Source organism: Vibrio sp. 1-Bac 57 (genome assembly GCF_037546855.1).
Lineage (GTDB): Bacteria > Pseudomonadota > Gammaproteobacteria > Enterobacterales > Psychromonadaceae > Psychromonas.
Genome location: NZ_JALAAC010000001.1, coordinates 1 through 25,830, shown reverse-complemented (window position 1 = coordinate 25,830; position 25,830 = coordinate 1). Strand labels below are relative to the sequence as shown.

Annotated in this window: 16 protein-coding genes and 5 tRNA genes; 5 read left to right on the top strand and 16 right to left on the bottom strand. The window is 37.0% G+C overall.

The features are described from left to right. Positions 1 to 64: 64 nt before the first annotated feature. From MT391_RS00105 to MT391_RS00080, 6 genes are all read right to left on the bottom strand, one after another. Entirely contained in the window at positions 65 to 799 is a 735-nt protein-coding gene (locus MT391_RS00105; RefSeq protein ID WP_499496543.1) for a M48 family metallopeptidase, read from the bottom strand. Beyond that, positions 799 to 3,954 (bottom strand): type I restriction endonuclease subunit R, encoded by a 3,156-nt coding sequence (locus tag MT391_RS00100; RefSeq protein WP_499496542.1) that lies wholly within the window; start codon positions 3,952 to 3,954, stop codon positions 799 to 801. Before MT391_RS00100 ends, MT391_RS00105 begins: the two co-directional genes overlap by 1 nt. Before the next feature lie 171 nt (positions 3,955 to 4,125). Next, entirely contained in the window at positions 4,126 to 6,174 is a 2,049-nt protein-coding gene (locus tag MT391_RS00095) for a GmrSD restriction endonuclease domain-containing protein (RefSeq protein WP_499496541.1), read from the bottom strand. Beyond that, complete coding sequence (locus MT391_RS00090; RefSeq protein WP_499496540.1) at positions 6,167 to 7,624, bottom strand: DUF262 domain-containing protein; 1,458 nt, start codon at positions 7,622 to 7,624, stop codon at positions 6,167 to 6,169. The genes MT391_RS00095 and MT391_RS00090 overlap by 8 nt, the downstream gene beginning before the upstream one ends. After that, positions 7,617 to 9,005, bottom strand: coding sequence for a restriction endonuclease subunit S (locus MT391_RS00085; RefSeq protein WP_499496539.1), 1,389 nt, complete (start codon positions 9,003 to 9,005; stop codon positions 7,617 to 7,619). Before MT391_RS00085 ends, MT391_RS00090 begins: the two co-directional genes overlap by 8 nt. After that, positions 9,002 to 11,488, bottom strand: coding sequence for a type I restriction-modification system subunit M (locus MT391_RS00080; RefSeq protein WP_499496538.1), 2,487 nt, complete (start codon positions 11,486 to 11,488; stop codon positions 9,002 to 9,004). Before MT391_RS00080 ends, MT391_RS00085 begins: the two co-directional genes overlap by 4 nt. Before the next feature lie 451 nt (positions 11,489 to 11,939). Here MT391_RS00080 and MT391_RS00075 point away from each other — a divergent pair, with 451 nt between their 5' ends. Further along, complete coding sequence (locus MT391_RS00075) at positions 11,940 to 12,260, top strand: hypothetical protein (protein ID WP_499496537.1); 321 nt, start codon at positions 11,940 to 11,942, stop codon at positions 12,258 to 12,260. A 474-nt stretch (positions 12,261 to 12,734) separates the two neighbouring features. Here the strand turns inward: MT391_RS00075 and MT391_RS00070 are convergent, their stop codons facing one another. From MT391_RS00070 to MT391_RS00045, 6 genes are all read right to left on the bottom strand, one after another. Next, on the bottom strand, positions 12,735 to 13,028 hold the full coding sequence (locus MT391_RS00070) for a hypothetical protein (RefSeq protein WP_499496536.1): 294 nt from the start codon (positions 13,026 to 13,028) through the stop codon (positions 12,735 to 12,737). Between the two features lie 302 nt (positions 13,029 to 13,330). Further along, positions 13,331 to 13,407: transfer RNA gene (locus MT391_RS00065), tRNA-Pro, on the bottom strand. A gap of 60 nt (positions 13,408 to 13,467) precedes the next feature. Next, positions 13,468 to 13,552, bottom strand: a tRNA-Leu gene (locus MT391_RS00060). A 37-nt stretch (positions 13,553 to 13,589) separates the two neighbouring features. Further along, positions 13,590 to 13,665 (bottom strand) — tRNA-His (locus MT391_RS00055). Positions 13,666 to 13,684: 19 nt separating this feature from the next. Beyond that, positions 13,685 to 13,761 (bottom strand) — tRNA-Arg (locus tag MT391_RS00050). A gap of 48 nt (positions 13,762 to 13,809) precedes the next feature. Next, positions 13,810 to 13,886, bottom strand: a tRNA-Pro gene (locus tag MT391_RS00045). Positions 13,887 to 14,398: 512 nt separating this feature from the next. Here MT391_RS00045 and MT391_RS00040 point away from each other — a divergent pair. Next, entirely contained in the window at positions 14,399 to 15,409 is a 1,011-nt protein-coding gene (locus MT391_RS00040) for a DUF3014 domain-containing protein (protein ID WP_499496535.1), read from the top strand. Positions 15,410 to 15,617: 208 nt separating this feature from the next. Here MT391_RS00040 and MT391_RS00035 read toward each other — a convergent pair whose 3' ends face one another. The 4 genes from MT391_RS00035 to MT391_RS00020 all read right to left on the bottom strand — a co-directional run bounded on the left by MT391_RS00035 (position 15,618) and on the right by MT391_RS00020 (position 21,385). Then, positions 15,618 to 17,390, bottom strand: a complete 1,773-nt coding sequence (locus MT391_RS00035; RefSeq protein ID WP_499496534.1) for a sugar phosphorylase — start codon at positions 17,388 to 17,390, stop codon at positions 15,618 to 15,620. A 99-nt stretch (positions 17,391 to 17,489) separates the two neighbouring features. Then, complete coding sequence (locus MT391_RS00030; RefSeq protein WP_499496533.1) at positions 17,490 to 18,713, bottom strand: glycosyltransferase family protein; 1,224 nt, start codon at positions 18,711 to 18,713, stop codon at positions 17,490 to 17,492. 16 nt (positions 18,714 to 18,729) lie between these two features. Next, positions 18,730 to 19,692, bottom strand: a complete 963-nt coding sequence (locus MT391_RS00025) for an HAD-IIB family hydrolase (protein WP_499496531.1) — start codon at positions 19,690 to 19,692, stop codon at positions 18,730 to 18,732. A gap of 436 nt (positions 19,693 to 20,128) precedes the next feature. Further along, positions 20,129 to 21,385 carry an OmpA family protein gene (locus MT391_RS00020; protein ID WP_499496529.1) on the bottom strand — a complete coding sequence of 419 codons (1,257 nt, stop codon included), beginning with the start codon at positions 21,383 to 21,385 and terminating at the stop codon, positions 20,129 to 20,131. 414 nt (positions 21,386 to 21,799) lie between these two features. On the opposite strand from MT391_RS00020, the gene pdsR reads away from it, so the two are divergent. The 3 genes from pdsR to MT391_RS00005 are packed head-to-tail and all read left to right on the top strand — an operon-like array spanning position 21,800 to position 25,766. Continuing rightward, positions 21,800 to 22,537: a proteobacterial dedicated sortase system response regulator gene (gene pdsR / locus MT391_RS00015; RefSeq protein ID WP_499496527.1), complete on the top strand. Its 738-nt coding sequence runs from the start codon at positions 21,800 to 21,802 to the stop codon at positions 22,535 to 22,537. Then, positions 22,528 to 24,756, top strand: coding sequence for a proteobacterial dedicated sortase system histidine kinase (gene pdsS, locus MT391_RS00010; RefSeq protein ID WP_499496525.1), 2,229 nt, complete (start codon positions 22,528 to 22,530; stop codon positions 24,754 to 24,756). Before pdsR ends, pdsS begins: the two co-directional genes overlap by 10 nt. A gap of 56 nt (positions 24,757 to 24,812) precedes the next feature. Next, entirely contained in the window at positions 24,813 to 25,766 is a 954-nt protein-coding gene (locus MT391_RS00005) for a coproporphyrinogen III oxidase (RefSeq protein WP_499496523.1), read from the top strand. Positions 25,767 to 25,830: the final 64 nt, after the last annotated feature.

Here is a 25,830-nt window from a genome sequence, read left to right as displayed (position 1 = left end):
AAGAATTAACAACTTCTCAAACTAATAATTTGGGAAGTGGAAGTTTTTAAATAGAGCAAAACAATCAATAACTCCAATCCTCATACGCAAGCGGTAAGCTATTGAGCAAGTTTCTACGTTCTCGCCAGTCAGGCATATTTTTATCCATAAGGCGCTTAAAACGGTCATTATGATAGCGTTCCATCAAATGTACTAGTTCATGCACTAGAACAAACTCTATGCATTCAGGTGGCTTTTTAGCGAGTTCTAAATTCAACCAAATTCGTTTAGCTTCAATGTTACAGCTCCCCCATTTAGTTTTCATTTTTCTAATACCCACCACTTCGGATTCAACATCTAACTTTTTTTGCCAAAATGGCAGTAACTTAATCAAAGATGTTTTTATTTCCTTCCGGTACAAATCATTCAATAATTTTAACTTCTTATCTGCAGTAGTATTTTCAGCGACAGAAAGCTCTATCTTCTCATCGCCTTTTACTTTTAGCTGAAATTTTCCCGTTGTTTCAATAATTGAAAGGCGATATTGCTTGCCCCATAAATAATGACTTTCACCGCTGACCATTTCACGGGTAGTTTGACGAGGTTGATTAGCAAAATCAGCTTGTTGTTTTTTTATCCAGGTAAGCTTATTAATAACAGCAAGACGAATTGCTTGCTCACCTGTCCCATGAGGAACAGACAAACGTACTCGCCCATCAGGCGGAAGCACGCTTAAATGGATATTCTTTATAGTTTTATGATTAAGGTGAACTTTAATACCGGCAATAAGCAGCTCACTGTTTTGATCAGCCAATGGCATTAATGATAATCCTTTTGTGCTTTAACCAGATCCATTACTTCTACAATATCAACGTTATAGCTAGCTGTTTCTTCTCTGATCGCATTTGCTATTTCACGCTCTTTGAAGCGATCTCCTAACCAATCTGCTTTTTTGGTATAACGTACTGCAGAATCAATTTTAGTAGTTAATACTTCATCACTGCCTAGGTTATCGTATAAAGCTTGTTTTGCAGCGGAATCAACCGTATCGGGGTAGTTTGCTTTACTGTAACCAGTTGGGTTTACTACTTTTCTAGCTAATGCTTTAATCTCTTCTAGGTATGTTTGATAATCCAGTGCTTTTTCACGTCGAAGCTTAATGATGTCGTCTAGCAATGTTGACATCTGGTCATAATACTTAGGGTTAACAGGGTTTTCATCTACAATGGTTTTACGTACATTATTTTCAATAGCTTCGGCCATTGCTTCTTCATCACCTTTCACTCCTTCAGGTAAAGAATCAAGACCTTCACCATTATTGTTTACGACAAGGTCAATTAAACCTAACTCCTCAAAGTCCATGAGTATTTCAGTGTCATCTGCTCGAATATACATATCAAGCAGACCGCGCATAGCGGGTTCGAAGCGTTTCATTTCTAGCAGATCACCACTTGCAACTTTTACTTCATCACGAACTTTCTCGAAGTAAATAACAGCTTGCTTAACTTTTTCTGCTTCCGCCACAGAATAACCAGCTTGTTCCATTTCATTTGCAAGGTTTGCGTAAGATCTTAATAATTTAGCAACCGCTTTATACAACGTAAGACGTAAAGCTTCTTTCTCTGATCGCCCTTCTTCTTCTGTCAGTTCTACACCTGATTTACCACAGAAATAATGAATAAAGTCTGTCGTATGACGAGGCGCTTTAACAGGTTCACACAGTGCACGAACAGTTTCTAATGCTGTATCGAGATCTTCTCTTGCTTGTACCAATCTATCTTTTAATAAACCAGCAACATCAGCTTCATCGTACCCATCAAAAGCTTCCGCCGTATAATCTTTTATCGCTTTATCTAACGAACGAAATAGATCTTTATAATCGACAATATAACCGTACTCTTTATCTTCACCATCTAAGCGGTTCACACGACAAATCGCCTGAAATAGATTGTGATCAGCCATATTTTTATCAATGTATAAATAAGTTGCTGAAGGTGCATCAAAGCCCGTTAAGAGTTTATCTACTACAATTAATAAGCGCATTTGCCCAGGCTCTTCAACAAAACGTTTCTTCACTGACTTTTCAAACTCTTCTACGCGTTTAGTTGCTTCATCTTCACTTTGTTCAAAGTAATCAGCTAACATTTTACGATAGGTATCATATTTGAATAACTTTTCGGTTTGTCCCTCTCCAGTCTCCTCTCCTTTAATAGTGCTTACCGCTGGCTTATAGCTCGTCACAATCGCACACTTTCCTGATAAATCTGTTTTATTAAACAGGTCATAAACAACACAGGCTTGATGAACACTTGCGCACACAAGCATTGCATTGCCTCGTCTAGACATTAAGGCAGGTTTTATTTCCATATCCATTAATATATCGCTGACAATCTGCTCTAAACGAGATTTACTCGATAGCACCTTTTGCATCGTTCCCCATTTTTGCTTCAACTGCATGCGTGCTAGATTAGAGATCCCCTTGGTTTTAACTTCAAACCATTGGTCTACTTTTTTAGTCGATGTTAAGTGCTGATCTATATCTCGTGCTTCATAACGTAAATCAAGCACAACGCCATCACTAACCGCCTCATTGAATTTATAGGTGTGAATATAAGAACCAAATACCTCTAAAGATTTTTTCTTATCTTTCTTCATCAGCGGTGTACCTGTAAAGCCAATAAACATGGCATCAGGACCTTCTCTACCACTAAGCAGAGCTTTCATTGCGGTATGTAACTTGCCCGATTGTGTACGATGACATTCATCTACGAACACAAATAAATTACCTTTAGGAGAAAAGTCAGAGGGAATACTGCTTACTAAGGAGTCAATATACTCAGAAGTAGCACTCTCATCATCTTCATCAGTGATGACTTCTCCGTTTCGACCAAACTTATGGACCAATGAACAAATTAACCATGGGTTAGGTTCATTTAAAGTGGTTATTAAATCCTTGCCGCTTGTCGTACGATAAATATCTTCATCAACACCTGAAAATACACCTTCAATTTGCTGGTCTAATTCAGTACGGTCAGTCACAATTAAAACACGCGCATCGGCAATGTTTTCTCTAATCCACTTAGCTAACCACACCATGGTTAAACTTTTACCAGAGCCTTGTGTATGCCAGATAATACCGCCCTGTTTTGCTTCAATATGCTTTTTAGCGGCTTGAACACCAAAGAATTGATTATGACGGCAGGTCTTTTTAATACCCGCATCAAATACGATAAAGTTATGGATAATTTGCAGAAATCGCGTCTTATTACAAAACTGAGCAATATGTTGGTCAAGCATTGTGTCAGCTTTTATGCCTGAAGCTAAAAGCGATGCGTTGCCTTCAGGCTCTTTCCATTCGAGGTAATATTTTTCAGTGGTTTCTATCGTGCCGTACCGTAGGCCTTGTGTATCGTTACCAGCCATCACTAACTGCATCGTAGTGAAAAAGTTACGGATAAATGATTTTTTCTGATTATCTAAGTTTTGACGAATACCTTCACTAACGGAAACCGAAGACCGCTTTAACTCAATCACACCTAAAGCGATGCCATTTACATAAAGTACAATATCAGGGCGCTTTTTTAACTCCCCTTTTATTGTCACTTCTTCGGCAATCGCAAAATGGTTAGCTTCTGGGTTCTCCCAATCAATTACCCAAACCGTTTTTACCGCTTCACCCGCACCTTCCTTCTCTTTGACGCCATAGCGTAGTAAACGATATAGTTCTTTATTGGCATCAAAAAGCTTTTTACCCTCACCTAATGCAGAAGCAGCATCCAGTTTTCGTAAAGTACGAGAAATTAAGCCCTCGGAAATACCGCGTTTAGTTAGCCATTGACTGAGTAAATCGACTTCAATATTTCTATTGTTTTCACGGTATTCCCAGTTACCTAAATAATCGTAACCAAGCTGTTTTTCGAAAAGCTGAACTACGCGATCTTGAGTGACACGTTCTCTTTGACCTACTTTACTCATGAATTAAACCCTTTCAAATGAACGTCGCTATCAACAACACTCAAGAAAATAAACACTAAACAATACACTGTGAATGTATTTATATTATATTGAAATTAAATATTCTTAGTCACCTACGCCTATAATTACGTTAAAGTTCGTTCAATCGGTATTTAGTGTTCCTAAATTTTATTATTCATTATCTACATTCGTCGCATCACATAATAGGGCTATCATTTCACTACCATGCTGATTTATATCATCTTCATTCCAATAGTCTTTTTTATCAGTTAACGCTTTTGATTCAATTTGTTTAATCATTTTATAAAGTTTTAAACTATCAATTTTTGATTTTTGGATTTCTTTCTCAAAATGATCGATTTTTGTTTTAGGTGGAAAATTACTTAAACGAGAGTTTTTGCTATGACTAATTAAGCATAAATTTCCAAATTCATGTAACGCTTCACTTTTTAACGGTTCAAAGCCATCCATCGGATGTTGTGGGTAAAAATGCTCGACAGAACTACGCGCTGTAAATTCAAACTGGTTAACAACCGAGTCTGAATATCGATCTGAACGCCAGATTAGAAAATCGAGATAATTAAAAACAAAGTTATTTTCAATTTCACCGTATTTTAATTTATCAGCTGATATTTTATTCGACTTAATGTTCTTAGGGTAATCACAATCAGCGCTTTCATAAGTCATCTGAAAATAATTACTACCCTCGCCTGTAGATAAGAAACGCTCGAATACAAATCGTTTAGCTATTTTATGCAAATACATTAAATAATCAGATCCTTTAACAACATCTTGTTGGTAAAGATAATATAAGGCAGCATTTAGCCAGTGTTTATAAACCAATGTTGGCGTAGATACATGGAAAGCAGCAATTAACATCAAGCACTGACGATTAACGCCTTTATCTCGAACTTCCTGATTTCCTGTCTCTTTAGCGTTAAAACTCCCAGTAAAACTTTGGCTATCTTTAGAATGCCATTTTAAACGTTTCAAACTCCAAGCATCTTTCCCTTGATAATCTTCTCGTTTAATAATGTATTGATCGAATAAAAACTTACATTTTAGTAAGGAATAAATAAATGTTTTTACATTATCAATGAGTGTTTTATTTTCCGATTTACTATCCAATAAATGCGTATCAAACTGCTGAATAAGCCGCTTATCATCTAATGCAATATCGTCTTGCGTATAAACTCTTAATACATGTAATAAGAAATTAGAAAAGTTAATAACACTCTTAAACCTATCGGGAGATTCTTCTGTTGCTGCTTTAGTTTTATCCGTATTGGGTAAAGGCTTTTCTAATATCTGAGATATAGAAAGCGTATTCTCAGTTTTTGTCGGTAATTCAGCATGAGTCTGTGATAAACAATCAACGATATCGCTAAACTTTAACGGCGTAAATTTATCCCAATAATTTTTACCAAATAAAGCGTGTCGTTCATCGGGCACAAAACCGTATTGAATATAACGTTCCATATTTTCACAGCCTTCCCATACCTTTTGCAGTACGTTAATGCTATTTTCTTTATCAACACTGTCCTCGATATTATTAAGTACCGACATCATTTTGGCTTTTAAAATCTCATGCTTTTCAAGTTGTTCACCTCGATTATTCATTACTTCAAAATAATGATTCAAATCAGTATCTTCGGGCACATTAACTCGAATGATTTGCACGCTTTCAAAAAGATATTTAACAAAGTCGTTTAAATTGTTCGCCGATAATTGTTTCAACTTCGCTAAAGCCTTTTGAATTAACGAATAACCGTTCAATATACCTTCGTTATAAGCCTCTCCACGAGGTAATTTATCGTCTTTACACCCCCAAAGGGCAGTAAAGGTTTCTTCCGATTTTGGTCTACTTTCAAAATTAACATTAAGGCGTTCAAACCAGCTCATATCAATTTTTTCATTTGATGAGTAATTATTTTTTAGGCACATTGCAATAAGAGATAATGTTGTAAAACGTTGCTGCCCATCAATAACTTCATAGCGCCCATCTGTGCGTTTAAATACCACCAAAGTACCGATATAATAGCGTTCGTTACTTTTTTTAGGATCTTGATAATCAAGAACATCTTGAATTAACTGATTAATTTCACCTTCACCCCAAGCATAATTTCTTTGATACATGGGCACGATATAGTTTGAGTTATCGCTAAGTAAGCATTTAATTGAGTATTCTTTAATCTTATTTTTATTCGCGCGATTACTCATAGTAATTCATCTCTTTAAACAGATTCACTAAAGGGTCTTTATTCGCAACTTCTTCGGCGCTATTATTTTTGTTACTTCTATTATTTTTGTTGTCTGTAATAGTTAACGTATCCATCGTCATATTTAACACCTCAGAAGGTTTTATGGCATCTTTAATCAAGCCGAATACATTTTTTGATAGAACATAATTATCCATGGTTGCTAACTGTAATACTTGCTGCTTAATTCGTAATGAATAAGCCCAAATAAATAACTTCTCTATGGCTTCAGAAAGTAAAACATCCCCGAACTTATCAATATAAAAAATCAGAGCACAATCAAATATAGAACGAACATATCGGTCTCCAGTTCGCACTCTTTTAGGATATAAGTCATTACAATTTAAGGTTGCTAATATTTTTGAGGCTTCTTTGTTTAACTTATTATTTACGGCAATATCGCTGTCTTTATCTATTATCAAATTCACTTTTTTTTGATAATGTTCTGCCATTTCAAAAAAACGACGACCATTGATGATCATCTGGTCAAGATGAAAAGGAAACGCTTTATATTGCCCATCTATTTTGCGCTGGTATTGCTGATTGAAGTGATCAACGTAATGGTGTGAAATACGTAATGACTCCACATAGGGAAAGTGATCAACCTTATCTATATTGACACCTTTAAATAATCCCACTTCATTTTTGCCAAAGTAACGCGCTGAATTACCTAATGCCCATTGGCGAATTCGATATAAATACTTGGAAAATAATGTTGAAAGCTCTCGATTCTCTAAAGATTCCCAAGTCGCAACGGTAGCGCCTTTAAGATCGTTTTCAGTGTCACTAAACTCGCGTAGGTGATAAGCCTTCAATAAATCGTGAGGATCTAAATCTTTGCCTCTGGCATTTTGAGAATCAAAGAACTGAAAGGCTTCAGAGACATCGTGTAGCGTAAAAGTAACGACTTCGCATTTGTTCAGTAAAAAATCGATATGCTTTTCCGTAAACTCATGACGACTGACCAAACGCTTTAATACTAAGTAGTTTTGTTTTAAGTTCTTTTGGGTAATAACGCTATCAAATTGCTGGCTTCCTATAAATCCATCAACAACACCTTTTAATTGTGTTAGCTGATCAACTAAAGCTTGTCGCTCTTTGGGTTTATCAGAATTAAATCGTTGCTCAATAATGGCATGAACCGCCAGAAATAAAGTTAAAGTACGCTGCTGACCATCAACAATATTTAGATGCTCGCGTTTTGGTACTTTACTTTCATTAGTATGTTTATGAAAAACAACCGTGCCCAATCGATAGGCAGATTGTTCTTGATGTGTATCTAAATCTTGAAACAATTGACTTATGTTACGTTCAGTCCATTTATAGGGCCGTTGATACCCTGGAATGGTTAAATTAGATTGTGCTAATAATTTACTCACACTAAGAATGTTTTTACCGAGTGCTTCAGCCATTTATCACTTCCCCTTTCACTTCTGATTTTTCAAAGGGTAAACGGGTTTTACCTGTCAGCAATTCTTGCATCATGCCTTGTTTGATTTGGCGTGTTTTGGATAAACGCTTGCTTAAGGCTTGGATCTCTTCATCCATATCGGAGAGGATGGTGGCGATGGCGGTTTGCTCTTTTTTTGAAGGTAAACTAATCAGCATATCGGCAATCATTTCTCTGCGTACTGAGTCAACAGAAGACTTTGCTGTCATCGACATTATTCGATCATAGAAAAAGTTGCTAAAGTAAATATAGAAATAATATCCATCAATTCGTTCACCAAAGTTATGCATTAAATAAACTCTTTGGTGGTAGTCAAACTTACCATTTATATAATGGAATATTTTACCTGTTCCGACACCATCTCCTGCGGTTAGAACGGCTTCACCATCAAATGAATAAGTATTAATGTGTTCTATAGTTTGTGACCTTACAAAAAATGGATATTGTCCATTAGATAGTTTATCTTGAGTATTTCGACTACCTGTAGTTATTGATAGTACTGAGCCAATTTTATCAACTTCCCAATCTTCTGGTATTTCACCTAGTTCGCAGGGTTTTGTGCCTTTTTTCTGGCCTTGGCTTGCCGTTGTGCCTGTTGTTTGGCTGCTTGTTAGACTTGAGGTTTGATGAATTGCCTTACTCTCTAGTTCTCCTTCTTGCAACTCGTCTGAATTAAAATAGGCAAATTGTGGTAGTCGGGTTTTACCTGTAAGCAGTTGTTGCATCGTTGCGGTTTTAATCGCTTGTTTTTTGGTCATCAGTTTTTCTAATTCACTGAGTAATAAATCCACCTCCGATAAAGCATTCGCGATAGCGGTTTGTTCTTTGATTGGTGGTATTGGCAAAATTGTTGAGCTCAAGTCTTCTTTTTTGACATGTACAAAAGAAGACTTAAATCCATGGGCCATTTTTTCAATCTGTTCTTGAACTTGGCGCAGGATATAAAAGCTAAAGAGAGGGGTTAAAGCATTTGCGTTTGGGACAACACGAAAAATATGTTGATTCAGTATCGCAGGAACACCTTTCCATATTCTAGCACCAAACGAACTCCCTTTACTTCCTGACCAAGCAAATAGTAAATCACCTTTATGTACATGAAATTTATCGTCAACCTTCCCTTCAAAATAATTGAACATAGCCTCTTCACTATTTAGATTTTGAATTCGAATTATTGGTATTCCATGTAAGGACCATTGATGAGGTTTAAAACCAAATCCATTAATTAACTTCATGTTTTTTGATATAGGTGATGCAACCCAATCGTCAGGAAGTACTCCTACTTCAGTCCATTTATATCCTTTAGGAACGGAATTTATTCCAGTGCTATTTACAGCTTGAGTCATAACGTCCACTCCAAACCCATGGCTTTAAGGTGGTTTGCTACTTTATCGCTCAAACTGTCTACGGATTGGGTTAAATCAGGTAGTGGCGAGTCGTAACGTTCGCTCAATTCCTTAACACGGTTTGCCATTTGTTGGGTTACACGTTCGATTTCCGCAATAATATTAGCTTGTAATGTCGCTAACCATTTATCATCAACAATTAAACTTTTCACTTCTTCAATAGTCAGTGTTGGGTAATGATTAAACACCGCGACATCAAGCGCTTCCTGTGCGGTTTTGACTGTTTTTTTGGCAGTCGCATCGGCATTAAATAACTTAGTGGCGTGTTTAAGTGCTTTTAGCTCTTCTTTGTCAGTCGCTAATTTAGTCCGTGCTGCAATACTGGCTTTGTTGATTTTATCTTTATCATTGATTGCCTCGACTAATAAACCCTCTTCTGCGCCTTGCTCTTCAAGGTAGCTTTCTAAGGTTTGTGTTGCCGTGTCTTGTAACGTTTGCAATTTATCAAGTTCACGTTGCTGAGTAGCAAAGTAACGCTTCACAATTAAGCTTGGTGGGATCAATTCAGCTTTGTATTTCTTTTTATTAATGATGAGGTCGGGTGTCTCTTTACTCTTGTTACTAGAAGTTTCACCTTTTGCTACTACTAATTCACGTAAACGATTACCTGCTTGCCAGCCATCTTGAATCAATACATACACATCGTCTTGTAATGTTGTTGACCAGTAATCCATCAGTATTTGATAAATGTCGTATTTACTTAATAGTTCGCTGGTGGCGTAAGTGGTTAATAGCATTTCTGAAATACGGTGAATAAATTCTTTTGGGTTACCACCTAGGGCTAAGTCTGCAAATCCAGCTTGCGTTGACCATGCAGTAAAGGGCAATAAGCTACGGCTGGCAAAGTCTTTAAATTCACTGTGAGCTAAAATGTTATTTTTAACTTGGCTCGCATCTACCAAGCACTGGCTATAACCTGTGCGCGTTGGTTTAAATAAGGTTGCTCTAATATTCGGGAATACCTGCCAAAAATGCTGTAGCGCATCAATATCAGCATTAGGAATACCCCCCTGTAAATGCGCGCTTAAATCATGCAAATCTTCAGGTTCACTAGAATCAATATAACGAGGAATATTAAGGTTGTAATCATTTGCTGCAATTTCATCAATCGTCACTAAACGACTAAAGCGTTCGATGGTTTGTTCTTTGTTAAACACATCAACAATTTTGTGAATATCTTGGCTGCGTAAACGGTTTTTATTGCCGTCTTTAATAAAACCTTTACTGGCATCAATCATAAAAATTGAACGACCTTTGATTTTAGCGTCTTTATTGTCAGTATCATCGTTACTCTCAATGACTTCTGCTCTTTGAGCATGTTCTTTATCTATCACGATAATACAAGCTGGGATGCCAGTTCCGTAAAACAAGTTAGCAGGTAAACCGATAATGCCTTTAATGTAACCTTGTTTAATGAGGTTCTGACGTATATTGGCTTCTGCATTACCACGGAACAGTACACCGTGCGGTAAAATGACCGCCCCTTTACCTGTGCTTTTAAGACTAGTGATAATGTGTAATAGAAAAGTGTAATCACCGTTCTTTTCAGGAGGAATACCCCATGTAAAACGATTAAAGATATCGTCATTAGGGTTTAAACCACTAGTCCAATTTTTATTTGAGAATGGCGGATTGGCAACGGCAAAGTCAAAGGTTTTTAATTTGTCTGAAGCACCTTTCCACTGTGGCGATGACAGTGTATTACCTTTCCAAATTTTAGCCGTAGCATTGTTATGTAAAATCATATTCATTTTAGCGAGTGCAGCAGTTGGGCCTTCGTTTTCTTGACCGTAGATAGACAAACCGCGTGGCGCTTCATCACTGGCTTTTAATAATAATGAACCTGAACCACAAGTCGGATCGTAAACTGTCGCATCCTGTGGTGTTTGTTTTTTAATACCTACTACTTTAGCTAGAATTTGCGAGACTTCAGAAGGTGTATAGAATTGCCCCTTCGATTTACCTGACTCCGTTGCAAAGTGACGCATTAAATATTCGTAAGCATCACCGAGTAAATCGTCACCATCGGCACGGTTATCGGCTAAGTCTAATTTTTGGAATATACCTACCAGCTTAGTGAGTCGGTCCACCATCTCTTTGCCTTTGCCTAACTTGTCTTCATCATTAAAGTAGGCAATATCAATTACCCCTTTTAAATCGTTCTCTTCGGCTAATGCGGCAATCACTTTATCAATGCCTTCTCCGATATCTTTTTTACCTTTAAGTAGAACTAAATCATCAAAACTTGCCCCTTCTGGCACCACGATCATACCGTATGGGTCACCTTTATATTTGTCAGAGACGTATTTCATAAATAACATTGTGAGTACGTAATCTTTATATTGACTGGCATCCATGCCGCCACGTAGTTCGTCACAACTTGCCCAAAGGCTTGAATATAATTCGGTCTTTTTGATCGCCATTGGGCAATTCCTTAGATTTGGTCTGTTTCAGATAATGAGATTTATGATACTGCAGATTAGGTCTAAATACCTATATAACAATATGATTTTTTTTAGATTTAACTACGTAACCTATTTATTTTTAACAAAGTAATGGTTATCTCACCTTAAATAATTACAAATCTACATTATACCAATGGTTGTACACGTAAATGGATTTAATTAGGACAGATGTAAAAATAAAGGTTACGGCGTCATTTACCTAAGGGGGGGGGAATGACTTAAAATGATGATAAAAATTTTTGTTTAATTAAAAGTTCAGATATCTATAGAGCGTCACTAACATTAACCACTACACTACTGCATAATTTAATGATGATTTAATTTGTTGTTTTTTTTATTGTTAATAGATTTTCATGAATAATATTTCTTGTTAGATTTCAGTACCTTAATTTTATTGAAAAAGGTGCTTATGAAAATAGTTTACATAACAAAAGAAAATATTGACTTGTTTGCTCCATATTCTGGAATTTGCATTCATGGTGAACAACAAATTGAAGAAGCATATGATCATGAAACTGACCCAACATGTTTATTTGTGTATTTTGAAGAGTTCGGATGGTCTGGCGTATCTGAACGAGTTGAAGAACAACTAGAGAAATTAGGTGTAACAGACTATGAAGATTTAACACCTGTCGAACTAGCCAACCGATTAGAGTTCGATGGTGCTTTAATGATTGAATACAACGGTGGATGGAACGGCATGAGCTGGTATGCTTTTGCTCCCGAGTAGTCTCAATTGATTAATGTTGCAGTAGTCTAAATAGAGGCTACTGCTATTGTTCCTTAAACCGTTACCTTTGAGGCAATAAATAACTTTGCTGTAAGCCAACTAATTGAGGCTGTAATAAGAAAGGTGTGCCAGCTTAGAAAGACTTGCTTTACTTGTTGCACGGTTAAGTAAACGAATATCAAGTAACCTTCTAACCTAGATAAATTTGCACCGCAATTGTGGTGATAGCTTCATACTGGTTGCAGCCCTGATAAAGCTAACTTTTATCTCTAACGATACAGAGGAATGAATAGTAACCATTCTATCCATTATTTATCTAATTTTTGTACTATCAACATTGCTATCAAAGCTGTATTTTCAATTATTCACTCAACACCTACTTATTAAAGCCTGGATATAGCTCAAATCAATGAAAACATAGTTAACACTGCCAAATTATATGAACAAATTAGACAACGTAGTACTGTTTATTTTTTATCGATTTGATTCAAAGTATTTCTTTACTGTCAGTACCCCTTTCTCAGTCCTGCAAGCATTTAGTGGCGTATTGTTAAATGCTTTATTTTGGACATTAAACCAGTGGGTCATAAGCTCCTTATCTCCACCCGATTTTGCATATAGTTGTTTATATATTTCAACAAAATATAAACGCATAGACTGTGACTCAAATATTGTTGGGATTTCTTTTTGTGATGGGTCTTGAACTAAAATAGCCCATGCATTTTGAAATGCTTTACTTAAAATATCTTCCTTATTTAATTCATTCATCGCATTCCCCAAATTAGTTTCATTAAATTATTTATGATTAATTATACTGGTAGAAATAATTATATTCATACCGCACATCAGAAAGCTATTAATTCACTTATAAAAACTTATTGGGCACCATTTGGGCACGGTTTGGGCACAAAGCTAAATTTTAGCGTTTTTTTAGTTATTCTAAGCAGCTAAAAGTAGCGTTTAAAAGAGAACAATTTGAAGAGTACAGAGTTAAAACTGGGTTGATATTGTCAAATTAAAGACGAAAAAAAACCGCTTTTGCGTTTAAGCATAAAGCGGTTTTCTTAATGTGGTCGGTGATAGAGGATTCGAACCTCTGACCCTCTGGTCCCAAACCAGATGCGCTACCAAGCTGCGCTAATCACCGAAATTTTTAATATCTAATTAGTCAGGGATTGTAATTAACTAATTGATATTATTGTTTAAATGGTGCGGAATGAGAGACTTGAACTCTCACATCTTACGATACTAGAACCTAAATCTAGCGCGTCTACCAATTCCGCCAATTCCGCAACGACTTAAACATTTTTAAACTTAAGATTTAAAAAATGGGGCGAATGACGGGGTTTGAACCCGCGACAACCGGAATCACAATCCGGGGCTCTACCAACTGAGCTACATCCGCCACTAAACTTTTTTAAAAATGGTACGCCCTACAGGATTCGAACCTGTGGCCTACGGCTTAGAAGGCCGTTGCTCTATCCGGCTGAGCTAAGGGCGCAAAAGCAGGACTTATATCTTACAACGATTTCTCATTGTTTTCAAAATGTGGTCGGTGATAGAGGATTCGAACCTCTGACCCTCTGGTCCCAAACCAGATGCGCTACCAAGCTGCGCTAATCACCGAGTATTTATTCGTATTTTGTAATATAGGGTCAAACCCTCTGGCTCAACTCTTTTCCAAAATACCGGAGATGTGCTAAAAACTACACTTACCACCGAGTATTTGAGCATTGGATATATTGTAGATAACACTATCCGCTCTGTTCATTATTAATCAATGCATATCTTATCACATTTTATTAAATGAACTGTTGGAGCAACCAATCTTTGTAAGAACTTAATGCCTGTCAACGAGGCGAGATATTACTGAGTTGGTTTGTGATCGTCAAACTTTATTTGCATATATTTTTCCGCTTGCCGAATAATTAAACGCATTGTCTACAATTAATTCGTTCTTAGTATCATTTTTAGCATTTAATAGTTTGTAACGTCATTTTTTTAAACTTAATTTAAGCTGATTTGATAAGCTACATAAAATATGTTCATGAATTAAATATCATTTTAATCAAACTTGGTACAATATTGTTCAATTATTATAACTTCAGTCTATCTATCATCAACGGAGCGCACTAAGCATGGCTTACCCCGATACAAAAAAAGAGAAAGCCTATTCATGGCTTAATATTGTGCTTATATTAACTTGCCTCACAATGTTTGGCGCAAGCACCTATTTTTTCGCTTATCCAGATACTGCACCGCAATTGATTCAACGTTTAGGACTGACACCTTATTTCAACGATAAGATGGAGAAATTAGCGGCGTTAAAACAAACTCAGCAACAGGAGGCGATGGCCCAACCAAAACAAGAAACGGTTGTAATTGAAGAAACGCTCGACGTTGAACAGGCAGAAATAGTTCAAAAAGAGGAAGATCTGTTAGTGGCTTCGGCTTTAGGTGAATTATCAAATTCGTCGGCACAATCTACTGAAATTGTTATTGACCCTAATTTACCTTTGATCGACGAGTCTGATCCCGTGGTATTAGAAGCGATTGAAGAGTTTAGTGAACAGACATTAATTGTTGATAATTTATTAGAGCAAGATCTATTACGCAGCACGGTGGTATTTATCGATAACTTTAGCCGTGGTGAGTTTCTTGCTAGCTTTAGTCCATTGATGGCGACTGACATACCATTTCGTAAAAAAGAGAGTAACGGTAAAACTTATGTATCTGTCCTTAATTATCATCGCTATGATAACTACACAAAATATGTAAACTCAATTGACAGCGAAAAAATTGTGGCAACCTACCATATGTTGAAGCCACTCATTGATCAAACTTATGCAGAGATTTCGTTACCAGGCGCAGACTTTGATGACGTGTTAAATGATGCGATTGAAATGGCGTTAAGTGTACCTGTGATCAATGGCCCTATCTCATTAAAGTCCCCTTCTGTTATGTACTTATATAATAATCCAACATTAGAAGCATTAAATCATGCTCAAAAACTATTGCTGAGATTAGGTGGAAAAAATCTGACCATCATACAAGCCAAATTAATTGAGATTCAGGCACAGTTAATGTCACAGTCAACGGACCCCGTTGAATTGAATATACTCAACACACCTGCTAATGAAATAGATTAAAGCAAACTACTTTAACTAAACCAACCAAACCAACTAAAAGAGCCCCTTTCAAACCAGTTTTGAAAGGGGCTCTTTTTTGAGACGTTACCTCACATTATTTAACTCAGCATGAATTCATCTTATTAAGCTAGATTTTTCATGAAACTACTATTCAAAACGCCACGGTTAATAACCCAAGATTCATAACACGGCTATTATTAACTGCTAATTACTTATAATGGATATTAGTAATCCATACTGTTTGATAGGGACTTAACACTATCAATTCTTGTTGCATATCTAGCGGTTCACCCGAAATCAATTCAATCCAGTTATCAGTCATAATCAAATTTAACTCTTGAATTGATAACTCCATGTCGTGGTCAGTAATATTGCTAATACAAAAAATACTCTGTTTTCTGTCTAGGCTTTGTCTCCAAAATCCAAATAATTGCAAACCTAAATGTAGCGTAAATTGAGTTGCATTAGGGTGGAATGCAGGTTGCTTAATACGAATATCAAGTAACTCTTTAAGTGATGCTAATACAATCGCATGATGGTCGCTCTTATCCGCTAGGTTTTCTTCAAGCTCTTGGTAGTCCCAACGATGACGATTAATGGAGCGATTTTGCTGAGTATTAGCGACTTTTTCATAATCATTCTGCGTGCCTAGCAAGCTGTGGATGTACACGCCAGGAATCCCTTCTAATGCGAACATGACAGCGTGTGCGCAAATAAATCGCTGTAAACCGTAGCTATCAGCTCCTTTTGTTGTGCCTTGTAGTGCATCGAACAATGCGATGTTAATTTCATAGGCTTTTTGCTGCCCTAACGCTGTGCTACGCCACGAGACTTTGCCACCGAATGATTGCATGGTTTCAACTAAGGTAGTGAGCTCATAGTCGTTTAGTAATCCTTCCGCTGGACGTAAGCCAATACCATCATGAGATGCAATGAAATTAAAATAAGCGGTGCCATTTTGGGAAGGAGGCATACTCATCAACCAACGCTTTAGATATAAACAGTTACCGGTGACTAAGCTATTAATTAGTAAAGGCGGTAATGAAAAGTTATAAATAGCGTGTGCTTCATTGGCATTACCAAAATAGGTGAGGTTTTGAGTATTAGGAATATTCGTTTCAGTAATAATAACGGCATCGGCTTCTGCATGCTCTAATAATGTTCTTAATAAACGGATGACTTCATGGGTCTCAGGTAAATTAATTGAACTACTGTTCAATTTTTTCCATAAAAATGCGACGGCATCAAACCTAAATATTTTAACGCCTCTATCAAGGTATAAGCGGATAATGTCGACAAAACTTTTTAACACTTCAGGATTTCTAAAATCGAAATCTACTTGATCGTGACTAAAGGTACACCATACATGCTGTGTGCCTTTACCTGTTTCAGTTTTTCTTAATAAATCAGAAGTTCGTGGCCTCACCACCGCTGATAAATCATCTTCCGGCGATGCCGTATAGAAAAAATCATGGCCTATCCCCTCCCCTTTGATGAAGTTATCAAACCATGCACTTCGACTGGAACAATGATTAATCACTAGGTCAGACATTAAACGGCGATCTTTTGCTATTGCTTGTATCTCATCCCAGCCGCCTAAGGACTCATTAACGCTGGAGTAATCAATAACTGAAAATCCGTCGTCCGAGCTATAGGGAAAGAACGGCAAAATATGAACGCTATTAACAGTGTCACCTAAATAATTATCCATAAAGTGTTTTAATGTCACTAACGGTTTTTCATCTGGCTTTAATAATGAATCTCCATAGGTGATCATCACAACATCTTGTTGTGACCAATGACTTTTGTAAGCAACGGGCGTTGAGCAAGCTTCATCTAAACGCATTAATTTAACCAATTGTTCACTAAGTTCTTCACAACTAATGTTCAGCTCAACTTCTTTATAAATAATGTTAAGTTGTTGCACTAATTTATTTTTTAACATGGTTAGCGGCGCTTCCATGTCGTTTATTTCATCCATTCATTTCTCCTTGTGCACGCGACCCAATGTTTATTTTAAAAACAATATTTATTTTGAAGTACTTCAACCTAAACTAACTCTATCTGTAATAATCCCTATTTATTCACTAAATTCTTGGTGATCTAACTCTACTGCTTCTTTTAATTGTTCTAATACATCGGGCATGGCGCTGATCACTCGACTCCAAGAAGGAATAAAAGGCGTATCCATTGGTTTATCTAAAAATATTTGACCTGCGGTCATGACGTTTTCAGCAAACATTTCAATCGCTTTTTCTTCATTATGAATATCCAAACTTAAACCATTCATCATTGCGTCACCGCGATACATCTCTAAATAATCTAATGCAATACGATAGTAAGTTGCTTTAAGCGTACGAATACTTTCAGTGCTGAATGTTTCACCCTGTGTCGCTAATTTACGGATGAATGCTTTGCTGATATCAATGGACATTTTTGATAAACCGCCTTCGACACTTTCTAAAGAAAGATCTTGATGCTTATGATCATAGGCATCTGAAATATCCACCTGACAAGTACGATTACTTGCGTAGTTACGGTGCATTTCTGATAATACGCCTATCTCTAATCCCCAATCACTTGGAATACGTAAATCGCTTAATACATCTTTGCGGAAAGAGAACTCACCCGCTAATGGATAAAGAAAACTATCAATGAACTCTAAGTACTCATTATGACCAATGGTTTTCTTCAAGGCTTTGACCAAAGGCGTAACTAATAAACGTGACACTCGGCCGTTAATTTTACCGTCTGCTACTCGTGAGTAAAAACCTTTGCAGAACTCGTAATTAAAACCAGGATTAGCAACAGGGTAAATTAACCTTGCTAATAATGAACGATCATAGGTGACAATGTCACAGTCATGTAATGCAACTGATTCGGCTTTACCAGAAGCTAAGGTATAACCCATGCAATACCAAACATTACGCCCTTTACCTAACTCCTTAGGTGCGACCCCCAGTGCTTGTAATTTAGCATCTAGCGCTTTTAACCTTGGTCCCTCGTTCCATAATACACGGTGATGTTGAGGCAATTTTTTAAAGAATTTGAGTGCATGACGGTATTGATCTTCACTTGCACGGTCTAAGCCGACAACGATTTCAGATAAGTAAGGCACCTCACAAAGGTGATCCACAATATCAGGGAATGCATCCCCTTCTAATTCAGAGAAAAGTGAAGGTAAGATTAACCCCATCGGGCGTGTTGAAGAAAAGGTTTTTAGCTCAGCTTCAAGATCTTCATTACTACGTTGTCTTAAATTGTGCATTGTAGTAACAATGCCATTTTGATAAAAATCAGCCATTATTCAGTTCCTTAATTTAATAAATTTGTGTCGATGATAAAATTTTATTTAAACATTCAGTCCAACCTGCAGGGCCATATAAATGACTTTGGTAAACATGTTCTGTACGCGATAAGGGTGGGAAATCATGCACTGGTGAGCGTACCTGCACAGCAATAGTTGCTTGCTCTAGCATCGCAATATCATTTTTACCATCGCCCATCGCAATACTGATGACTTGCTTATTCGATTCATTGTTTTGCAATAGAGCCTGTTGTAATGGCAATAAAGAGGATGTATTTGGAAGTGTAGTTGAAGCATTATCTAAAGATGAAGTGGAAGGAGGTGCTGACACTGTCATTTGAGCATCTTGTTCCTGTAAATCTTGTTGTAAATATAGCTCAGTTAACCATTGTTGTGCCAGACCTTTATCGCAATGTCCACTGATATGTAGAAAACGCCCGCCTTCTAATACGTTGGCGCCTAAGTGACGCATAAGGTTGTTAAATTCTGTTTTTTGTAGGTCATCTCCCAACCAATTTAAAGGCTCTCCATATTGACGCTGCTTAGCCATTGCTGCATTTTCAATACTTAGTCCTGTCAATTCAGCAAGCTGTTCATTACTCATTTCAGAGAAACCTTGAAACAGGTGTTGGTATGCACTTGCTTCACTATTCAACAGTTGCAGCCAATATGACTTCTCTTTAGAAAAAGATTTAACCCAGTACTTCCCCTGCTCGAGTGTATCGGCAGGTTGTTGTTTGAAATAATTAATAGGGATAAAAACGGCAGCACCATTTTCAATAATAAAAGGAGAGAATAAATCCAGCTGTTTCCGTATTAAGGAGATTTCAGGTAGCGTTTTACTACTATTAGGGATGATGTCTATCGCGTTTAACTTCAACGTTGCTATCATTTCTGTGGCATCGTCAGTTTGATAGGTGTAATGATCTAATAATGTTCCATCTAAATCGGTAAAAACCAATATTTTTTTAAGCATTAATTCCCCATTTGTTGAGCAGCACCTGATTGCTAAAACTTACTTCTTAATTAACTATAATTATATAGCCTTGGGTAGGGCCAACTAACAAAAAAATCAAATAACCTCTGCTTTTGATGGGGCCAACAGTGAAAATTAAGACACTATTGTTATGATTTATACTCACTATTTCGCCATGCAAGGTGATAATTATAACACCAGGTTATTACAAGCCACTTTCACCCCTCCCATAAATAGCATTCATAAACAATGACTTAAATTGTGACAATTTCTTGTTAAATCTAAGTCATCAAATATACAATCATTCTACATGACAAAATAGATTAAAAAAAACAAACTGGCACTTGAAATAACCGTCGCATTGATCAGTTCATGTTTTTTTAACAATCCGTTGATCGCATTTATTTTCGAATCTGATTGATACATGGTATACCCCTTATAATTGATAGCTCAACATAGTAATTAACGGCTCTTCAATAGCCTTTATTTGTGTATTTTGCTGATCCTTTGTGACATTTTTAATATCCCTTTGTGAAGGTATCATGACGTCATTAAATGAAGCTTGCTGAGATAGTTCACTTTGACTATTAAGTGCCTCATTTTCAGCTGGAATACTGCCTTCTTTATTTGCATTAACGTTAATATTTTGCTGCTCGTTAGGATCATTGTTAAATGATACAAAATCATTTAATACTAATTCAGTATTTACCTGTACGACTTCGTTATTCTGTTTTACTTTCGAAGGAATGAGCACTTGGGAATGAGCAGTCACTTTAGTGTTAGCATAATTAACAGCAGGAACAGCTGCTTCAGTTTCATGAATAATGGCCTGTTGAGTTTCTCTCGCCTGTGCTTTTTTTATCTTGGCTAATTTTATTAATGCTAAGCGTTGTTCAACTTTATCTGTTTGTCTTTTAACGTTGACTGCTAATTTATCTAGTCCAGGCGCATAGGGGCTGACTTGTACTTTTCTCAAACCTTTATTATAAGTGCTTTCCTTTAACTTCATGGCTTCATACTCACCTAATGTCACCAAAACAAGCTGTTGTTTTTCGACCCCATGCTCAATCAAATAATTAGCCACATTTTCAGCTCTTTTATGTGCAAGACTTAAATTATAAGATGCCCTTCCAGACTTATCTGTATGGCCTATAACCTGCCACTTTTTCAATTTAGGTTGTTGCTTTATCAGGTCCACTGTATCTAATAAGGCTAATTTATACTCAGGCGCAATCTTCGATGATGATAAAGCAAATAAAACGTTAGTGGTTTCTGTCTTTACTGTCGTAGGTTCAATAACCATGGCTGTTGGACTTGGCTCTGATTTAGCTTTAGCTTGAAACTGATCTTTTGATTGGTTCTGCGCTTTAAAATTATCTGCAGCATTATGTTGGGCTACTGTATATGCCTCTTCTAGCAAGTTTTGTTCGGCGATAGCAGCCAGTTCATTGGCATCGGTGGTTAATAAACTATTATCTGTTGCTCGTTTAAAAAAGATCACTTGTTGTGATCCTTGATCGTTATTATGTGCAGGTACTTTATAACTGCTTAAATAAGTAGAATAAGCTGAAGCCTGTTTAGTGCTTCTATATTCTTCTAACAAAACTAGGCCTCCCGTAACAGCCGAAAGTACGGCCACACCTAACAATGATTTTTTAAGGTGTGATAATGACGTTGATGTTTGTTTTGACATGCCAGACTCCTTTAACATTAAATATTGCAACTTAGGTTGCTGTTTAGATGTCAGTATTACAACAAACTTAAATGGCAAGATTAGGGACAAAAAGTGGCAAACTACTGATCAATAATGTTCAAAAAGTGGCAATGCTATATTTAGCCAAACCTACTGATAAGATTTTTGTATACTTAACCTCAATTCTGGTTAATGAAAGCGGAATTTAGGTTAGTTAAAATCATAAAATTATATTTTTTAGCTATACAGTGCAGTTAGTTATGCGTAGTTCAAGGCGAATTATTGAAGCAATAACGGGTTATTGAGAGATAATTTAACGAAGAAATCCGCGGAAATAACGGTATTGTATCGCTTTGCTTATCCAGAACTGAGGTTACTTAACCTTCCACCAGCAATAAAGGAATAACACTCAATATGAAACGTATTGCAATAATTGAAGATGACCATGCTATTCGTGAAAACTATATGGACCTAATGCAACGCTATGGTTATCAAGTAGAGGGTTACTCAGGTAGAGAGCAAGCGATGCAAGCCTTCAGTAGCCGCTTGCCAGACTTAGCAGTGATTGATGTGGGTTTAGGGCACGAATACGATGGTGGTTTTTTGCTATGTCAGCAGCTAAGACAATTATCGGCGAGTTTACCGATTATCTTTTTAACTGCCCGTGATAATGATTTTGATAGCATTTCCGGATTACGATTAGGGGCCGATGATTATTTAAGTAAAGAAATTGGTTTAGAGCATTTAATGGTGCGTATTAGCGCTTTATTTAGACGTATCGGATTAAGTGAGAGCAATGCACAATCGCAGCATAATATTTTACAGCGTGGTGCATTAACCATTGATAATGACAAAATGCAGATTAGCTGGCAGGGCAATAATTTAGAAGTCACGATCACAGAATTTTGGATTATTCACGCGCTCGCCCACAAATCAGGCGTAGTAAAAAGTCGCCAACAATTAATGACCGATGCCAACATGGTGGTCGATGACAATACTATTACTTCTCATATTAAAAGGATCCGTAAAAAATTCATGCAAATAGACCCATTATTTGACGAGATAACCGCCATTTATGGCATGGGTTATCGTTGGGATGTAAGCTCTGAAACAGGAACACTACATACAGCGCAACCTTCATTATGCAATTAAAGTGGGGATTACGTGGCAAAGTATTAGCACTCAGTAGTTTATTATTGCTGTTGCCATTATTTGCCTATCAGTTTGTGGTTGAAATGGAGAACTTTTTACGTGAAGGGCAACAACAAACGCTACTCGGTACCAGCAGCGCAATTGCTACTGCTTTACATGAAAGGCCGAGTCTATTTAATGAGCACGCCAGTTTTTTGCCTAATGTCACTAAAGGCCAAGATTTATATGTTCATAATCTTGAGCAAGCCATTCGCTTAGATGCGAATAATGAGGATTGGGGAGTAAATCGAGGGTTTATAAATAGTTATCAAAATGATCAACTTGAAGTACAAAAAGAAAAAACGAACACAAATAATGTACACTTTAATCAATTATTAGGTAAGCGAGACGGTTTCTTATACGCGCATTTTGAAGTCTCTAATCAACATCCAATTACACGAGGAAAAAGGTCAACTCAAGTTACCGATAATGACCATTTAATTATTGCCATGAGTTCGCCCGAAGGCTTGCTGCAACGTTATATTATTTCGGTCGCGAATGACGGCTGGTTTAATGCTTACCGGTATCCGCAACATAGTATTTATGCAACAAACCTAACGCGAGAAAAGTCCATTCAAGGTATCTGGCAATCTACGAAACAGGGTTACAATATTGAGTTACGCATACCACTTACATTATTAGGTGATAAGCTTGGTTTTCAACTCAACACAGCCTCGACATTGAATTCAAAGCAGATAAACAATGCAATCAGCACATCTAATTTATTAGATATCAGTAAACTCGGCAGCGTATTGATCCCTTCTCCAGAGATAGAGCAAATACTCTTAGCAATGCGTCATACACGTGCAAGGCTTTGGGTGGTTGATAGGCACCAACGTGTTATCGCACAAGCTGGAGATATTCATCAAGCAACAGGGATTTGGCCTGCAGAATCAACTAATGTTCAAGAGGCCAGCTTCTGGACCAAGATTGAAACAAGATTTTTATCTCCACTCTATTCACTGTTATTAGAACAACCAGAAAATCATTTTATAGATAAAAACCAACACACCACACAACTTAATAATAACCTCGTAAAACAAGCATTAGCAGGAAAAGCGGCCACCCAATGGCGTTTAAGTAGTGATAAAAAAGTATCTATTCTCAGTGCAACTCACCCAATATTTGTTCATGATAAAGTAGTCGGTGTAGTGATAGCAGAGGAAACTAATAACGGCATCATTACATTACGTAACCAAGCCTTACAAAAGATGTTCAGCGTATTATTAGCTGTTATTTTTGTCGCAGGTGTTCTGCTATTTTTATTCCTCTCCACTGTTATCAACCGAGTTCGTGCTTTGCGTGACCAAAGTGAACAAATACTAGATAAAAATGGGCGTCTGAAGGGTACATTCGTTGCCAGTAAACACAGCGATGAAATTGGCGACCTATCACGCAGCATGGCAGGTATGGTTGAACGCTTGGGTCAATATCATCACTATGTTGAGCAGCTATCTTCTCGATTATCTCATGAGTTAAGAACGCCTGTCGCGGTAGTGCGCTCTTCATTGGAGAACTTATCTTTATTACCCTGCAACGATCAACAACAAAAATACATCGAACGTTCTCAACAAGGTATTCAACGACTCAGCAAAATACTTACTAGCATGAGTGAAGCCAGTCGCATTGAGCAAAGTTTACAACAAGCGGAAAAACAACAAATAGACCTGCGCACATTATTAGACAGTTGTTTGCAAGGATATGAAATGGTGTATCCACAATCCACATTTGAAAAACACCTTGGTGAGGCCCCTGCCTTGATTAATGCAGATCCTGATTTTTTAGTGCAGATGTTAGACAAAATCATTAGTAATGCGGTTGAATTTTCTATTTCTAAACAAGCGATTGTTATCAGCTTAGAGAAAGTGACGAGTAATTTATCGTACGTTGGCAGTAAAACAGTGAGTAGTAAAACATTAGGTAGCACACAACAAACTGATCACATCAGTCTAAGCATTACTAATCAAGGTGTATTGTTAAGTTCAGACAATAATCAGGATTTATTTCAATCAATGGTATCTGTGCGCCCTGCTTCTCAACAACATGATACTCACCTAGGTTTAGGTCTTTATATTGCCAAAATGATTTGTGAACACCATCAAGCGACTTTAACTATCAAAAACAATAGCGACTTGACGGGCGTCACCGTAACCATTACCTTGCCCCTTATTCACTCTTAATTGTTATCACTCAACAATAATTGAAACTGACCACTTATATTAATACAGGAATCTTTATGCGCGTATTGGCCACTTCAAAGAAAGCTCAGTTTGCTTTAACAGAACTTAGTCAAGTTCAACAATATTTTGTACAAAAACTACAGAAGCTTTCTACTGGCACTGAATTTAAAAGTGTTGAATGGTTAAGAGATAATGGCACCCACGGTGGAGGTCAACGTTACGAAGCAACCACTAATATGGTATTTAATCGCGCTTCTGTTAACGTATCGCAAGTACAATATGAGGATAAGCCTGATAAAGCTTTTTTATCGGCAACCGCTTTATCTACCATTATTCATCCTCAACATCCGCTTGCTCCTTCAATCCATATTCACGTGAGCTGGACGGAACTTAAAAATGGACAACAATACTGGCGTTTAATGGCGGATTTGAATCCTGCCATTGCTGATGCTTCGGATAATTTACTCTTTAACAATATGTTACAACAAGCCAGTGGAGAGTATTTTGAAAGTGGTATTGCACAAGGTGAAGCATATTTCTTCATTCCTGCATTAAATAAACACCGTGGAGTTAGTCATTTTTACTTAGAAGGTTTTACCGGTAATGAGCACACATCTGAACATTTTGGAATTGATTTTGCCACTCAGGCTATCGACTGTTATATCGCTATCTTAAACGATAAATTCAGTCGCTTACCGCCACCTTCAGATCAAGAATTGCAGCAACAATTAGATTATCACACGCTCTATTTTTACCAAGTACTGACCTTGGATAAAGGCACAACTGCAGGGCTGTTAATTCATAGCCAAAATGATGTCGGCACATTAGGCTCTTTACCTGCTTTTATTAATCGAGATTTGTTAGCGAGCTGGGTAGCTCACTCGCCATCAGAAAAACAGCCTTTAGTACAATCCTTGGTGGATCTGTTACCGCCACAAAAAAGTGTACACGTTGACGCTAATATTAAAGCGAATATTGCGCAGGCTATACGACAACATTATACAGCTTGATTTTGAACACTAACAGTAATAGCTAACAGATATCTATAAATGTTTTGATAGCCATTGTGTATAG

What these genes read in the sequence shown, in the direction of transcription:
- MT391_RS00105 (WP_499496543.1), bottom strand. Translation starts at nt 799, where the DNA reads ATGCCATTGGCTGATCAAAACAGTGAGCTGCTTATTGCCGGTATTAAA.
- MT391_RS00100 (WP_499496542.1), bottom strand. Translation starts at nt 3,954, where the DNA reads ATGAGTAAAGTAGGTCAAAGAGAACGTGTCACTCAAGATCGCGTAGTT.
- MT391_RS00095 (WP_499496541.1), bottom strand. Translation starts at nt 6,174, where the DNA reads ATGAGTAATCGCGCGAATAAAAATAAGATTAAAGAATACTCAATTAAA.
- MT391_RS00090 (WP_499496540.1), bottom strand. Translation starts at nt 7,624, where the DNA reads ATGGCTGAAGCACTCGGTAAAAACATTCTTAGTGTGAGTAAATTATTA.
- MT391_RS00085 (WP_499496539.1), bottom strand. Translation starts at nt 9,005, where the DNA reads ATGACTCAAGCTGTAAATAGCACTGGAATAAATTCCGTTCCTAAAGGA.
- MT391_RS00080 (WP_499496538.1), bottom strand. Translation starts at nt 11,488, where the DNA reads ATGGCGATCAAAAAGACCGAATTATATTCAAGCCTTTGGGCAAGTTGT.
- MT391_RS00075 (WP_499496537.1), top strand. Translation starts at nt 11,940, where the DNA reads ATGAAAATAGTTTACATAACAAAAGAAAATATTGACTTGTTTGCTCCA.
- MT391_RS00070 (WP_499496536.1), bottom strand. Translation starts at nt 13,028, where the DNA reads ATGAATGAATTAAATAAGGAAGATATTTTAAGTAAAGCATTTCAAAAT.
- MT391_RS00040 (WP_499496535.1), top strand. Translation starts at nt 14,399, where the DNA reads ATGGCTTACCCCGATACAAAAAAAGAGAAAGCCTATTCATGGCTTAAT.
- MT391_RS00035 (WP_499496534.1), bottom strand. Translation starts at nt 17,390, where the DNA reads ATGGATGAAATAAACGACATGGAAGCGCCGCTAACCATGTTAAAAAAT.
- MT391_RS00030 (WP_499496533.1), bottom strand. Translation starts at nt 18,713, where the DNA reads ATGGCTGATTTTTATCAAAATGGCATTGTTACTACAATGCACAATTTA.
- MT391_RS00025 (WP_499496531.1), bottom strand. Translation starts at nt 19,692, where the DNA reads ATGCTTAAAAAAATATTGGTTTTTACCGATTTAGATGGAACATTATTA.
- MT391_RS00020 (WP_499496529.1), bottom strand. Translation starts at nt 21,385, where the DNA reads ATGTCAAAACAAACATCAACGTCATTATCACACCTTAAAAAATCATTG.
- pdsR (WP_499496527.1), top strand. Translation starts at nt 21,800, where the DNA reads ATGAAACGTATTGCAATAATTGAAGATGACCATGCTATTCGTGAAAAC.
- pdsS (WP_499496525.1), top strand. Translation starts at nt 22,528, where the DNA reads ATGCAATTAAAGTGGGGATTACGTGGCAAAGTATTAGCACTCAGTAGT.
- MT391_RS00005 (WP_499496523.1), top strand. Translation starts at nt 24,813, where the DNA reads ATGCGCGTATTGGCCACTTCAAAGAAAGCTCAGTTTGCTTTAACAGAA.